The sequence below is a fragment of the Pseudomonas sp. B2021 genome, assembly GCF_018135665.1.
Classification (GTDB): domain Bacteria; phylum Pseudomonadota; class Gammaproteobacteria; order Pseudomonadales; family Pseudomonadaceae; genus Aquipseudomonas; species Aquipseudomonas lactis.
Genome location: NZ_SMOF01000001.1, coordinates 2,870,142 through 2,884,781, shown reverse-complemented (window position 1 = coordinate 2,884,781; position 14,640 = coordinate 2,870,142). Strand labels below are relative to the sequence as shown.

Here is a 14,640-nt window from a genome sequence, read left to right as displayed (position 1 = left end):
AGGCTCTTGCTGACCACCTCAAACACATCGCTGGACAGCTCACCCGCGCCCAGGATGCGCTCCAGCTCCGCTTTCATCAGCGCCTGCCGTGCGCTGTCGTATTTACGCCAGCGGGTCAGCGGCGCCAGTTGGCGCGAGGCAATCTGCGGGTTCAAGGTATTGAGCTGGATCACCAGATCCGCCAGGAACCGGTAACCCGAGCCATCCGCCGCATGGAAGTTGATCAGGTTCTGCCCGGCAAATGCGCCCACCAGCGCGCGTACCTTGTTGGGGTTCTTGATGGTGAACGCCGGGTGCTGCATCAACGCCTTGACCCGCGCCAGCCCGCCCGGCAAGGTGCTGCCGGCCTGTACGCTGAACCATTGGTCCATGACCAGCGGGTTGTCCTTGAAGTTTTCGGCAAACACCGCCAAGGCCTGGGCTTTCTCTGCTTCAAACGGCGAGTTCACCAGCACCGCCAACGCCGTCAGGCGTTCGGTCATGTTATCGCTGGTGTCGAACTGATCCAGGGTGGCCGCCAATACTTCTGGCTTGCCGCTGAGCATCAAGTACGACAGCGCGATGTTCTGCAGCGCACGCCGGGCGAAGTGCTCGGCCTCTGCCACATATGGCGTTTGCTTGGACAGCTCGCGGTTGGCCTGGTAGCGCAGCCACAACCCTTCGAACAGGTTGTCGGCCAGTTGCTTGCGGGCAAACTCGCGGGCAGCGTGGATGGCGTCCACATCCGCCACTTCGCTGATTTCCGTGAGGTAGGCTTCGCTCGGCAGCGAGAGCATTTCGGCGACCATGGCCTGGTCCAGGCTTTCATCGCTCAACACCGTGCGCAGCGCGTCGATCAAGCGTTGATCGAGCTTCAGCGGCTGGCCCGCCTGATGCTGGCCGATCAGCTCCTGCAGCACCTGCACGGCCAATTGCTGGCCGGCATCCCAGCGGTTGAAACCGTCGCTGTCGTGCTGCATCAGGAACATCAGTTGATCACGGCTGTAGGGGAAGCTGAGCTTCACCGGCGCCGAGAAACCACGCAGCAACGAAGGCAAGGGTTTTTCAGCGATGTCGACGAAGGTAAACGTCTGCTCCGCTTCGGTCACCGAGATTACCCGCGAAGTGTCGCCCGCCGTCGCTTCACCGGCCAGGCGCAAGGCAATGCCGGCGCCCTGCCCGTCCAGCAAGCCCAGCTCCACCGGGATCACAAAGGGCAGTTTCTCGACCTTGTCCGGAGTGGGCGGGCAACTCTGGCGGAAGGTCAGGCTGTAGGTCTTGGCCGCTGCGTCGTAGGCCTCGCTGACCGCCAGGCGCGGGGTGCCGGCCTGGCTGTACCAGCGCTTGAACTGGCTGAGGTCGGCGCCATTGGCGTCTTCCATGGCCTTGATGAAGTCGTCGCAGGTCACGGCCTGGCCGTCATGGCGTTCGAAATACAGGTCGCTGCCTTTGCGAAAGCCCTCGGCGCCGAGCAAGGTGTGGATCATGCCGACTACTTCCGAGCCCTTTTCATACACGGTCAGGGTGTAGAAGTTGGAGATCTCGATAAAGCTGTCGGGGCGCACGGCATGGGCCATGGGGCCGGCATCTTCAGCGAACTGATGGGTACGCAAGTACGCCACGTCCTGGATGCGCTTGACCGTGGCCGAGTTCATGTCGGCAGAGAAGCCCGAGTCACGGAACACGGTGAAGCCTTCCTTGAGCGACAGCTGGAACCAGTCGCGGCAGGTCACGCGGTTACCCGACCAGTTGTGGAAGTATTCGTGGGCGACGATGGCTTCGACGCGCTGGTGAGCGGCGTCTGTAGCGGTTTCGGCGCGGGCCAGCACGGCGCTGGAGTTGAAGATGTTGAGGCCCTTGTTCTCCATGGCGCCCATGTTGAAGTCGTTGACCGCGACGATCATGAAGATGTCCAGGTCGTACTCGCGGCCGTAGGTCTCTTCGTCCCAGCGCATGGATTTTTTCAGGCTGGTCATGGCGTGCTGGCACTTGTCGATATTTTCCGGTTCGACGTAGATGCGCAGCGCGACTTCGCGGTTGGTCATGGTGGTAAAGCTGTCTTCGACGCACCACAGGTCACCGGCCACCAGCGCAAACAGGTAGGCCGGCTTTTTGAACGGGTCTTCCCAGGTCGCCCAGTGCCGGCCGTCTTCACCAGGGCCGCTGGCGATCGGGTTGCCGTTGGACAACAGCACCGGATAGCTGTGCTGCTCGGCGATCACCGTGGTGGTGAACACGCTCATCACATCCGGGCGGTCGAGGTAATAGGTGATCTTGCGGAAACCTTCGGCCTCGCACTGGGTGCAGAACATACCGCTAGATTTGTACAAGCCTTCCAGCGCGGTGTTGGTTTCCGGGTGGATCTTGACCGTGGTGTCCAGGGTGAAGGTTTCACTCGGGGGCTGCAGGGTCAGGTGGCTGTCAGTCAGCTGGTAATCGGCGGCGGTCAGTTCCTGATCCGCGAGGGTGACGCTCAGCAACTCAAGCTGCTGGCCATCGAGCACCAGCGGTGGCAGGCCGGTACCACGCTCGGGGTTGCGGCGCATCACCAGCTGCGCGTGGACCAGGCTGTGGTCCTCGAACAACTCGAAGGTCAGGTGCGTCTCGTCGATCAGGTAGTCCGGCGCCTGATAGTCCTTCAGGTAAATCATCTTCGGTTGTTCGGTGCGCATGCTGGGGATCCTTCTACTGATGCACGGCGAGCTGGTAGGCCGTGTATTTACGAATGTTGATGACGCCGGTGTCGAAGATCAGGTATTGGCCCTTGATCCCCAGCAGCGTGCCTTCGGCAATCGGGTTCTTGTCCAGGTTGAAGCTGACGATCTTGGTCGGATACTGCTCGACCGGGTAGCGGATTTCAATCGGCTCGATGTCGGCAATGGTTTGGATGGCTTGCAGGCCAAAGCGTTCCTGCAAACCCAGCAAGCCCTCGGCGCAAGAGGCGAACAGCTCGTCACGCACCTGCTTGAGGTCCACCGATTGCGCATCGCCCTTGAGCAAAGCGCGCCAGTTGGTCTTGTCGGCCACCTGGCTGCGAAACAGGTCTTCGACGAAGCCCGATTGCTGGCGCGTCGCCACGCGCATGATCGGCAGCGCCTGGCTGGCGCCCTGGTCCAGCCAACGGGTGGGCAACTGCGTAGCCCGCGTAATGCCGACCTTGATCCCCGACGAATTGGCCAGGTACACCACGTGGTCGGTCATGCAGAATGTCTCGCCCCAGCCCGGATCGCGGCAGGTGCCGGCGTCGTAATGGCAACGCTCGGGGCTCATGATGCACAGGTCACACTGGGCCAGCTTGGTCATGCACGGGTAGCAATAGCCCTGGCTGAAGCTGGTCTTGGTCTTGCGCCCGCAATGGCTGCAATGAATCGCGCCCAGGTATTCCAGGCGTACATGGGTGCCGATCAACGGATTGACCGGCACCTCTGTGCTTCCTAAGCGAAAGGCGTATTGAACGGTCGGCTCACCGAGTTGCGCCGACATTTTGCTGACTGCACCGCGACCAATTTCAATCAATGGATCGCATCCGATTTGAACAGGATATTCGGTACTGGCGCGGATTTGGACGCGCACTCCTGCGGGCCCATATAACCGGTGCGCTGTTCTTCGGGCAGGTTCTGAATCTCCCAGGCGATCATCGCTTGCAGCGACAGTTCGCGCTGCTCGGCGGTGAGCTTGCGGCCATCGGACCATTTGCCGATCTCTACCGCGAGCTTGAGGCTCTCGTAGATGTCCGGGGTGATGTTTTCGATCATTTCAGCAAAAGAGGACATAAGGCTCTTCCTTATCAAAGAGACGCTTTGCGACGGTTGTACAAACCGCCGAGCAAACCCGTCAAGCAACCGATGACCAAGCCGCCCACATGGGCCGCGTTGGCGATTTCGCCGAAACCGATCATCGAGACCAGCCCCGACAGGCAGAGCAGCAACCACACCAGCATCATCACCAGCACCCCACGGGGCAGGCGATAGGCCGGGTTGGGCGACAATAATTGAAAGATCCAGCAATGCCCGAGCAGGCCATACAACACGCCGGACAAGCCGCCAAACAAGCCGGGGCCGCCGTAGGCGTATTGCGCGTAGTTGGAGACCAGGCTGAACAACAGGGTCAGGCCCAGCAGGTTGATGCTGCCCTGGCGCGCTTCAATGCGCCGACCCAGCTCCCAGTACCACATGCCGTTCATCGCCAGATGCAGGATGCCGAAGTGGATCAGCATCGGCGTCACCAGGCGCCACCACTGCCCCGAGGCCAGGGTGTCGGCCAGCGGCGTGAACTGGATGTACTCGCCCAGCACCCGGAACGGCAGGAAGGTCAACCAGGCCATGGCTTGCAGGTTTTCACCCAGCAGAGTTACGGCAGCGACGATGAGACTGGCCAACAACACCAGAGCGGTGACCGGGCTGTGGCGCACCTGCTGAACAAAACCTGGCCGCGCAACGGGCGCCTGCTCAGGAATGTCCAGTTGCTGGTCCGGGTCGCCTGCTGGGAAGCGCTGATACAACACGCGCACATCGTCACTGATGGCCTCGGGCACCCACAGCACCTGTTCACCCGACTCTTCGCTGACGCGGTGCGGCACCTGCATGCGGTGCAGCAACTTGACGAAGCCCCCCAGGTCGACGCTCAGGGGCAGGCGCAATACAGCTACGGTACTCATGGAATGGCCTCTGGTCGCTCAACGTCGACCCATACAAATTTACGCGGATCCAGTTGGGTTTCCTGGTCCAGTCGATACGCCACCAGCTTGCCGTAGAGCACGGCACTGTAGTCCAGGCAGGCCAGGTTTGGGCGGATCGGCGCGGGTTTGCCGCTGCGCCAGTAGTGGCCGACGAACAACAGCGGTTCATCGACGCCATAGCGCAGCAGGGAATTCTTTTCAGTGGACGATAGCGGCGTGCGTGCCACCGGCTCCGGCAAAGCATCGGGCTGGAACACGATGTCGCCGTAGGTCTTGGGGTCGTCTTCCCAGAACTTGGTGCGAAAGAACGAACGCGTCAGGCCATCGCCACCAGTCAACGTCAGGCCGTCGGGCAGGCGCATATCGGTACCGCGCAACAAGCGATCGAACGCGTTGCAGGCGAAACTGCCCGGTACGGCAGCGGCTTGCAGGAAGTGCGGGTCGATGCAGCCATCCGGGAACGTCGCGCGCAGCGGCTGAATAAAACTGTCGTCCCAGCACGCGTGCACCACGCGAAAGCGCCCGGCGTCGACAAACAGCGGCATGTCGTAGAACCAGCCGAGGAAGTCGTGCCAATCGGCCGGGTGGTGTTCGAACTGGGTCAGGGTCTCGTGGATCAAGCGGGCGTGGCGCGGGTTGTGCTCACGCACAAACTGCTTGCCGCTGCCCGGCGGGGCCGGCGTGGTCCAGCCCAGCGCATTGAACTCGTGGTTGCCCATGATGCACAGCGCCTGGCCGGCCTCGGTCATGTCGTGGACGATATGCAGCGCCTCGCGGATGCGTGGGCCACGGTCGATGATATCGCCCAGGAACACGGCCATGCGTGACGGATGGCGCCAAGTGCCGCCCTGCTTGTGGTAACCCAATTGGTCGAGCAAGTGCTCAAGGGTATGAGCGCAACCGTGCACGTCACCAATCAGGTCGTAGCTACGCGCGGGATCGAGCATCAGTCGCCTCCACCTCCCAAGCGGCTGCCCCAGCCCAACTTGGTGCGGCACACTTCGTAGTAGTTGTGATCCAGCGGGTGGATCAAGCGCAACTTCTGTGCCTTCTTGCTCACGGTGATGGTGTCACCGGGGGCGCAGGTGAAATGGTTCTGCCCGTCGCAGGAGACTTGCGGGTAGATTTGCATGTCTTTGGACACCACGATTTTCAGCTCACTGTTGCCATCGACCACAATTGGCCGACTGGACAACATATGGGGGTACATAGGCACGATCACAATGGCATCGAGCTTGGGGTGCATGATCGGGCCACCGGCCGACAGCGCGTAGGCGGTAGAACCGGTGGGCGTGGCGACGATCAGGCCGTCGGCCTTCTGGCTGCAGACGAACTGGCCGTCGATGTACAGCTCGAACTCGATCATGCGCGTGGACTTGCCAGGGTGCAGCACTACATCGTTGAGGGCATCGCCCTGGCCGATCGCCTCGCCGTGGCGGCGCACTTCGGCTTGCAACAGGAAGCGGTTCTCCACCAGGTAATGGCCATCGAGCACCTTGGCCACTTCGACTTCCAGCTCATCGGGGCGGATGTCGGTGAGGAACCCCAGGCTGCCGCGGTTGATCCCCAGCACCGGCACGTTATGCCGCGCCAACGCCCGGGCAGCGCCGAGCAGGCTGCCATCGCCGCCGACCACGATGACCATGTCACACACCTCACCGAGCATCTTGCGCGACGAGGTTTGCAGGCCGTGGCCGGGGAGGATTTCAGCGATGGTGTCTTCGAGGATCACATGCAGGTGGCGCTCGAGCAGAAACTTCTTCAGCCGGCGGACGGTGTCCAACACCTGGGTACTGCCCAGGCGACCGATAATGCCGATATTGCGAAAGTGCTCCATGGGGCTCCTGCGGGATCTGGGGGTGAGGCAAAAAGAGCGATTATGGGCGAAAGGCCGCCTCAGGCAAAATCCTTTGTCGCCGCCACGCCTTGATGACAATGGTTCTCAGGCACCTTGCGGGCGCTGAAAAGGCTATGCTCGGAGCATGACGCCATTCCCCGACTTGCACACCCTGCCCCGCCAACTGCGCCACCCCGAGGTGCGCGACCTGGCGTGGGTGATGCTCGCGCCGCCGATGCTGGCGCAAACGCCGTGGCCGCAGCGCCACCCGCTGGCCGGCAGTGACTGGGTGCAGGCCCCTCACCAGCTCGAAGCCTGGCTGCGCCAGCTGGACCAGGACAGCAGCGCGTTGCAGCAGTGGCTGAGCCTGTCACGTACCCGGCGCCTGGGCCTGTACTACGAACGTTTGTGGCAATTTGCGGTGCAGCATGCGCCGGGCTTGGAGTTGCTGGCCGCCAACCTGCCGATCCGCCGAGCCGGGCATACCCTGGGCGAGCTGGACATGCTGGTGCGCGACCGTGATGGCGTGCACCACCTTGAGCTGGCGATCAAACTCTACCTGGGCCCGCAGGACGGCAATGGCCAGGACACTGCGCAATGGCTGGGGCCTGGCTGTCATGACCGGTTGGACCGCAAGCTGGCGCACCTGGCCCAGCATCAACTGCCGATCTCCGCGCGGGCAGAGAGCCGCGAAGCCTTGGCGGCGCTGGATATCCAAGCGTTCGATGCGCATTTGTGGCTCGGCGGCTATCTGCTCTACCCCTGGCCCGGCGCGGCGCAATCCCCCCTCGGCGCTCACCCGCAGCACCTGCGTGGGCGCTGGTTGCATCAGCGCGACTGGACAGACTTTGTCAGCACTCGCCCGGCGGGTCGCTGGCAACCCCTGCCCCGCCATGCCTGGCTGGCGCCCGCGCATTACCCGGCTGATGAAGTGTGGAGTGAGGTGCAGATGCAAGACTGGCTGGCAGAGCTGGACCCAATGGCGCCGGCGCAGTTGCTGGTGCGCATGGTGCCGAACGGTGAGGAGTGGGAGGAAGCCGAGCGGTTGTTTCTGGTGGCCGATCTTTGGCCGAATGTGCCGGGGACAGGCTGATACTGGTGTGGTGTGTTTGAGGGCCTCATCGCAGGCAAGCCAGCTCCCACATGGGATAGGCGGCGAGGTCAAAATGTGGGAGCTGGCTTGCCTGCGAAAGCGATAGCCCAGACGCTACAGCTTATCGATATGCTGATAACCCAACTGCAACCCCACCGCCAATTCCTCAGCCCGCCCCAACCTGATCGGCCCGCGCTCGATATCAATCAACATGCCTGGGCACTCCAATCGCGGCAGCGCGCCCATCGCCTTGAGCCGCCCATCGGTCACTACCAGCAACTTCTGCTGCTCGGCGGGATAGCGCTTGCGCCGTGCCGCCAACCAATGCCCCGCTTCGGTCAGCGCAGCCAGCAATGGCGTCCCGCCGCCCGCGCCCAACTGCGCCAACCAATCGGCCAAGCCTTTCGCCGCCTTCAAACCTTGCACCTGCCACTTCGGCGATTGCCCGCTGGCCGTCAACAACGCCATGCGCGCCCGTTGCCGATAAGCATCGTCAAACAGCTGGGCCAGCAGCCCCTTGGCGTCGGTCAACGCCCGATGGCGGCGCGTGGACGCCGAGGCATCGACAATCACCAGCCACAGCTCAGGGGCTGACCGGCAACGCAAATGGAACAGCAGGTCCGCACGACATTGCGGCCGACCGCCGAGCAACGTGCCCGGCCAATTGATCGCCCCGCGCTGGGCGCTGCGGGCCTTGCCCTGCCGGCCGGTGTTCAATCGCCCCACCTGGGGCCGGGCATCCGCCCCCGCGTCAGGACGGGGGCGGATGCCTAGGGCTTTTTTGGCCAGGTGGGTACATCGCGGCGTACGCCCGTGGGCAAGGCGGGTGCGGGCATATCGCCCCACTGGCCTTGGCCGGGCGAGGTGTCAGAGGGTGACGACGACGGCCCGTCATTCGGCTGGGGCGGCGAGCCTGGCGGAGTCTGTTGCTGACGACGATGGCGCAAGGCAAATTCTGCCACCGCATCGATATCTTCCTGCTCGATAGCGGCCGCACCACGCCACGCCGCATGGGCACGGGCGCCACGCAACCAGACCAGGTCGGCACGCAAGCCGTCGACCCCAGCGGCAAAGCAGCGCTCGGTGATGCGCGCCAACGCCTGGTCATCCAGGGCGATGCTGTCGAGCCGTGCCCGCGCCTGGGTGCAACGTTCGCGCAAGGCGGCTTGGGCTGGCGCCCACTGCGCGCAGAACGCAGCTGGGTCAGTGTCGAAATCCAGGCGACGCCGGATGATCTGCCCGCGCTCGGCGGGCAAGGTCTGCCCGCTCAACGCCACGTTGAAGCCGAAGCGGTCGAGCAACTGCGGGCGCAACTCGCCCTCCTCCGGGTTCATGGTGCCGATCAGTACAAAGCGCGCCGCATGGCGATGGGAAATCCCGTCGCGTTCGATCAGGTTGGTGCCGCTGGCGGCTACGTCCAGCAGCAGGTCCACCAAGTGGTCGGCCAGCAGGTTGACTTCATCCACGTACAACACGCCGCCGTCGGCCTTGGCCAACACGCCGGGAGAGAATTGCGCGCGACCTTCGCCCAGCGCGGCATCCAGATCCAGGGTGCCGACCAGGCGCTCTTCTGTCGCGCCCAGGGGCAAGGTCACAAACTGCCCGCTGGCCAGCAGGTCCGCCAGTCCACGGGCCAGGGTGGACTTGGCCATGCCCCGTGGCCCTTCGATCAGCACGCCGCCGATCTTCGGGTCGATGGCGGCCAGGCACAGCGCGAGCTTCAAGTCATCGGCGCCGACCACGGCGGACAGCGGGAAATGGGGAGTATCAGTCATAGTCAACTCTTAATAGCTCGTTCCAACGCTCCCGCGTGGGAACGCTTCGCTGGACGCTCGGCGTCCGTTCTTGTGACGCAGAGCGTCACGGGCTGCATTCCCACGCGGAGCGTGGGAACGATCACTCAGCTGTCTTCTTCTATGTCCAGCAACAGGTTTTCCAAGGCTTCGCGGTACGCCCCCGGAGCCTGCCACAAGCCACGTTGCTGGGCTTCGAGCATGCGCTCGGTCATGTCGCGCAGGGCATCGGGGTTGTGCTGTTGCACGAAGGCACGGGTGTCGGGGTCCAGCAGGTAGGCATCGGCGAGCAAGGCATATTGATGATCGTCAATCAGCGCGGTGGTGGCGTCGAAGGCGAACAGGTTGTCCACGGTCGCGGCCATTTCAAACGCGCCTTTATAGCCATGGCGCTTCACGCCTTCGATCCACTTGGGGTTGGCCGCACGGGAACGGATCACCCGGTTGAGCTCTTCCTTCAAGGTGCGGATTTTCGGCACGTCCGGCTGGCTGTGGTCACCATGGTAGCTGGCGGCCTTTTCGCCGCTCAGGGTTTCCACGGCGGCCAGCATACCGCCCTGGAATTGGTAGTAGTCGTTGGAGTCGAGCAAGTCGTGCTCGCGATTGTCCTGGTTCTGCAACACCGCCTGCACCTGGCTCAACCGCTGGGCAAATTGCTCGCGGGCCGCAGTGCCTTCGTCAGCGCCACCGTAGGCATAACCACCCCAGTTCAGGTAGACCTCGGCCAAGTCCTCGCGGCTCTGCCACAAGCGCCCGTCAATCGCGCCCTGCACGCCCGCGCCATAGGCACCCGGTTTGGCGCCGAAAATGCGCCAGCCGGCCTGCTTGGCCGCGGCACCTTCATCCAGGCCCGCCTCAAGCAATGCTTGGCGTTCACTGCGTACTTTGGCGGCCAGCGGGTTCATGTCGTCGGGTTCATCCAGGGCGGCCACCGCCTGCACCGCCGCATCGAACAGGCGGATCAGGTTGGCAAACGCATCGCGGAAGAACCCGGATACTCGCAGGGTCACGTCCACCCGCGGACGGTCCAATAAGCTGATCGGCAGGATCTCGAAATCGTCCACCCGCTGACTGCCAGTTGCCCATACCGGGCGCACGCCCATCAGTGCCATGGCCTGGGCGATATCGTCACCGCCGGTGCGCATGGTGGCAGTGCCCCACACCGACAGGCCGAGCTGACGCAGGTGGTCGCCGTGGTCTTGCAGGTGCCGCTCAAGAATCAGGTTGGCCGACTGGAAACCGAGACGCCACGCCGTGGTGGTTGGCAGGTTGCGTACGTCCACGGTAAAGAAGTTACGCCCCGTGGGCAGCACATCCAGCCGACCGCGACTCGGCGCACCGCTGGGCCCTGCCGGGACAAAGCGCCCACTCAAGGCATCGAGCAAGCCGCGCATCTCCGCCGGCCCACAGGCATCCAGGCGTGGCGCGACGACAATGCGCAGGCTTTCGATCACCGACTTCACCTCCTGCCAGCCGGGCTCTTCCAACTGTTCGATGGGGCCTTCCAACGCCTGCTCGATCAAGCGCGCCGCGTACAACTCCAGACGTTCGCGGGTATCCCCGGCCGTACGCCACAGCTGATCGTCAATCTTCTGCAACACCAACGGGCGCCGCCCCGTCCAGGGCTCGGCCAGTGCACAATCGAGCGGATCAAACCCCAGGTCGAATGCCTTGGCCAACACGCGCAGCAGACTCGACTGCGGGCCCCGGCCATCGCCACGGGGAATGCGCAACAGCGCCAGCAAGGTGTCGATACGCAAACGGCCCTCGGGCGACTCGCCAAAGATATGCAGGCCATCGCGGATCTGCGATTCCTTCAAGTCGCACAGGTAGGTATCCAGGCGCGGCAGCCACACCGCCGCGTCCGCCTCACTGCCCAGTTCAAGCTCCTGGTCGATACGGGTTTCGCGCACCAGCTTGAGGATGTCTTTTTGCAGCTCCAGCGCACGGCGCGGGTCGAGCAATTGCGCCTCGTAATATTCGTCGGCCAATAACTCAAGGTCACGCAGCGGGCCGTAGGTTTCGGCGCGGGTCAGCGGCGGCATCAGGTGGTCGATGATCACCGCCTGGGTGCGCCGCTTGGCCTGGGCGCCCTCACCCGGGTCGTTGACGATAAACGGGTAGATATTCGGCAGCGGCCCCAGCAGTGCATCCGGCCAGCAGTGCTCCGACAGGCCCACGCCTTTGCCGGGCAGCCACTCCAGGTTGCCGTGCTTGCCCACATGGATCACGCCGTGGGCGCCGTAGGTATGGCGTAGCCAGAAATAGAACGCCAGGTAGCCATGGGGCGGCACTAGGTCCGGGTCGTGGTACACGGCGCTGGCATCCACCTGGTAACCCCGCGCCGGCTGGATGCCGACGAAGGTCAGGCCCAGGCGCAGGCCGGCGATCATCATGCGGCCATCGCGGCACATCGGATCGTTTTGCGGCGCGCCCCAACGCGCCAGTACGGCCTGGCGATTGGACGCTGGCAAACGATCAAACATCGCCTGGTATTCCACAAGGCCCAGGCTTTGATGGCAGGGCCGCAGGTCGAGGCTGTCGAGGTCGTTGGTGACGCCGCCGAGCAGTTCCTGGATCAGCGCGGTGCCACTGTCGGGCAACACATCCGCCACCGGGTAGCCTTCGGCTTGCAAGGCGCGCAGGATATTCAGGGCTGCCGCCGGGGTGTCCAGGCCCACGCCGTTACCGATGCGACCGTCGCGGGTCGGGTAGTTGGCGAGGATCAGCGCAATCCGTTTCTGGGCATTGGGCACCCACGCCAACTCGACCCAACGGCGTGCCAGCTCAGCGACAAAATCCATGCGCTCGGGCGCTGCGCGGTAGCACACCACATCCGACTGGCTGCGCTCGCTGCGCCAGGCCAGGTCCTTGAAACTGATGGGCCGGCTGATGATGCGCCCGTCCAGCTCCGGCAAAGCGATATGCATCGCCAGGTCACGGGGCCCCAGGCCTTGTTCGCTGGCCTGCCAGCCGGGTTGGTTGTCCTGGGCGCAGATCGCCTGGATTACCGGGATATTGCGGCGAAACGGGCGCAGGTGCGGCGCTTCCGGGCTGGACTGGGCAAAGCCGGTGGTGTTCAGGATCACCGAGGCTTGCACATCGTCCAGCAGGTCCTCAACCACCGTGAGGCAGCCGGGCTCTTTCAGACTGGCCACCGCAATCGGCAACGGGTTGAGGCCCGCCGCTTGCAAGCGCTGACAGAACACATCAATAAAGCCGGTATTGGCCGCCTGCAAATGCGAGCGGTAGAACAGCACCGCAGCCACGGGCCAATCAGCGTGCCAATCGGCCTGCCAGTCATTGAGGCGGGCATTGGCGTTGCGCGGGTGATAGATCGCCGTGCGCGGCAGGGTTTGCGGCTCGGCCCAGGCATAGTCGCGGCCCAGGTGGGCACTGGCCAGGCAGTGATAAAAATCCAGGGCATTGCCCAGGCCACCTTGGCGCAGGAAGTGCCACAGGCGCTCGCGGTGTTCGGCCGCAACGGTGCTCAGGCCGCTGAGTTCCGGGTCTGGGCGGTCGTCACCCGGCACCAGGATCAGGGTGACGCCGCGTTCGGCCAACTCCACCAGGCGCTCGATACCGTAGCGCCAATAGCCGATGCCGCCGTGCAATGACAGCAGGATGACCTTGGCGTGGCGCAATACCTCGTCGACGTACAGGTCGACCGAGGCATGGTTCTGCACCTGCATCGGGTTGGCCAGGCGCAGGCTGGGGTAATCCTCCGGCAATTGCTGGGCGGCTTCGGCGAGCAGCGCCAGGCTGGAATCACCGCTGCACAGGATCACCAGCTCAGCAGGGGTTTGGCCAAGGTCGGCAATATTGTCGTCCGCGACGAAACCACCGGGTTGGGTCCTGAGCAGGTGCATGGTTAAACGCTGAGGGCGGCGCGCAATTGCGCTTCAAGGCCCACGGCGTCCAGTTCCTGGCCGATCAGCACCAGGCGCGTAGTGCGTGCTTCGTCAGCACCCCAGGCGCGGTCGAAGTGCTTGTCAAAGCGCGTGCCCACGCCCTGGATCAGCAGGCGCATCGGTTTGTTGGGGATCGCGGCGAAACCTTTCACACGCAGGATGCCGTGCTGCACCACCAATTGGGTCAGGGCGTCGAGCAGCAGCGCTTCATCGGCTTGGGGTAAGTCGATGGAGATGGAGTCGAAGGCATCGTGGTCGTGGTCATCTTCACCTTCGTGGTGATGGTCGTGATGGCTATGGCGCCCGTCGATATGCTCCTCGGAACCGGCGCCCAGGCCGATCAGCACGTCCAGGGGCAGGCGACCGCTGCTGGCTTCGATAATCTTCACCGCGGGCGGCAGTTCTTCGGCGACTTCCAGGCGCACACGGGCCAGGTCTTCGGCGCTGATCAGGTCGCTTTTGTTGAGGATCACCAGGTCGGCGCTGGCCAGTTGGTCGGCGAACAGCTCGTGCAACGGCGATTCGTGGTCCAGGTTCGGGTCAAGTTTGCGCTGGGCGTCGACCTGGTCCGGGAAGGCGGCAAAGGTGCCGGCGGCCACGGCTGGGCTGTCGACCACGGTGATCACCGCGTCCACCGTGCAAGCGCTGCGGATTTCCGGCCACTGGAAGGCTTGCACCAACGGCTTGGGCAGGGCCAGGCCCGAGGTTTCGATGAGGATATGGTCCAGGTCACCGCGACGGGCGACCAGTTCGCGCATCACCGGGAAGAACTCTTCCTGCACGGTGCAGCACAGGCAACCGTTGGCCAGCTCGTAGACGCGGCCATTGGCTTCTTCTTCGGTGCAACCGATAGAACACTGCTTGAGGATTTCACCGTCGATGCCCAGCTCGCCGAACTCGTTGACGATCACCGCAATGCGACGGCCCTGGGCGTTGTCGAGCATATGGCGCAGCAACGTGGTTTTGCCCGAGCCAAGGAAGCCGGTAACGATGGTGACGGGAAGTTTGGCCAGTGTTTTCATCGGATGCCCTTTGGGGCGGGCATACGGGACGACAGGCCCTGCGGCGGCGCGCAGCAGCGGATTTCGTCACCGGATCACCCCGCCCGGTTGAATTGGAAAATCAGTGGCGAGGCAGGTCTCCTGGCTTGGGGTGTGCAGGTCTTGCGACCAACGCTGACTGCGCCTTCCCGCCCTATCGGCAGTGGCGTGGCAGTCAACTGAACCCTTCACAGTTGCGGGGGCAGCCGCGGCTTGAACCGCGTTCCCTTCTTAGCTTCGGCCTGGGCCGAAGAACCTCGAGGGTGCAAGGCTACGCAGTGCACGGCAGGCGGTCAATGCTCAAGCACC

At 63.7% G+C, this 14,640-nt stretch carries 11 protein-coding genes and 1 riboswitch; of the genes, 1 reads left to right on the top strand and 10 read right to left on the bottom strand.

The window, feature by feature from the left end; all coding sequences use genetic code 11:
* The 6 genes from pepN to E1K68_RS12720 form a co-directional block, all read right to left on the bottom strand.
* Window positions 1–2,651 (bottom strand): aminopeptidase N (pepN, locus tag E1K68_RS12745; protein ID WP_212614890.1); only part of this gene is annotated, 2,651 nt, incomplete at its 3' end.
* Between the two features lie 13 nt (window positions 2,652–2,664).
* The gene (locus E1K68_RS12740; RefSeq protein ID WP_032892171.1) at window positions 2,665–3,495 is read right to left on the bottom strand and encodes a DUF2797 domain-containing protein; all 831 of its coding nucleotides are present in this window, start codon (window positions 3,493–3,495) and stop codon (window positions 2,665–2,667) included.
* Window positions 3,492–3,752 carry a DUF1315 family protein gene (locus E1K68_RS12735; protein WP_003190750.1) on the bottom strand — a complete coding sequence of 87 codons (261 nt, stop codon included), beginning with the start codon at window positions 3,750–3,752 and terminating at the stop codon, window positions 3,492–3,494. Before E1K68_RS12735 ends, E1K68_RS12740 begins: the two co-directional genes overlap by 4 nt.
* A 14-nt stretch (window positions 3,753–3,766) precedes the next feature.
* Window positions 3,767–4,636, bottom strand: a complete 870-nt coding sequence (locus E1K68_RS12730; protein ID WP_212614173.1) for a rhomboid family intramembrane serine protease — start codon at window positions 4,634–4,636, stop codon at window positions 3,767–3,769.
* Window positions 4,633–5,604, bottom strand: a complete 972-nt coding sequence (locus tag E1K68_RS12725) for a metallophosphoesterase (RefSeq protein ID WP_078467408.1) — start codon at window positions 5,602–5,604, stop codon at window positions 4,633–4,635. Before E1K68_RS12725 ends, E1K68_RS12730 begins: the two co-directional genes overlap by 4 nt.
* A complete protein-coding gene (locus E1K68_RS12720; RefSeq protein ID WP_003190745.1) occupies window positions 5,604–6,494 on the bottom strand; it encodes an NAD(+) kinase in 891 nt (296 codons plus the stop codon). Before E1K68_RS12720 ends, E1K68_RS12725 begins: the two co-directional genes overlap by 1 nt.
* A 145-nt stretch (window positions 6,495–6,639) precedes the next feature.
* Here E1K68_RS12720 and E1K68_RS12715 point away from each other — a divergent pair, with 145 nt between their 5' ends.
* Window positions 6,640–7,587, top strand: a complete 948-nt coding sequence (locus E1K68_RS12715; protein ID WP_212614172.1) for a DUF1853 family protein — start codon at window positions 6,640–6,642, stop codon at window positions 7,585–7,587.
* A 114-nt stretch (window positions 7,588–7,701) separates the two neighbouring features.
* On the opposite strand, the gene E1K68_RS12710 is transcribed toward E1K68_RS12715, so the two are convergent.
* The 4 genes from E1K68_RS12710 to cobW form a co-directional block, all read right to left on the bottom strand.
* On the bottom strand, window positions 7,702–8,304 hold the full coding sequence (locus tag E1K68_RS12710; RefSeq protein ID WP_032900580.1) for a VWA domain-containing protein: 603 nt from the start codon (window positions 8,302–8,304) through the stop codon (window positions 7,702–7,704).
* A gap of 53 nt (window positions 8,305–8,357) precedes the next feature.
* Window positions 8,358–9,362 (bottom strand): AAA family ATPase, encoded by a 1,005-nt coding sequence (locus tag E1K68_RS12705; protein ID WP_057709855.1) that lies wholly within the window; start codon window positions 9,360–9,362, stop codon window positions 8,358–8,360.
* 125 nt (window positions 9,363–9,487) lie between these two features.
* Window positions 9,488–13,249: a cobaltochelatase subunit CobN gene (gene cobN, locus E1K68_RS12700; protein WP_169855292.1), complete on the bottom strand. Its 3,762-nt coding sequence runs from the start codon at window positions 13,247–13,249 to the stop codon at window positions 9,488–9,490.
* 2 nt (window positions 13,250–13,251) lie between these two features.
* Window positions 13,252–14,313, bottom strand: coding sequence for a cobalamin biosynthesis protein CobW (gene cobW, locus E1K68_RS12695; RefSeq protein WP_003190738.1), 1,062 nt, complete (start codon window positions 14,311–14,313; stop codon window positions 13,252–13,254).
* A 92-nt stretch (window positions 14,314–14,405) separates the two neighbouring features.
* Window positions 14,406–14,606: riboswitch (cobalamin riboswitch) on the bottom strand.
* Window positions 14,607–14,640 lie beyond the last annotated feature (34 nt).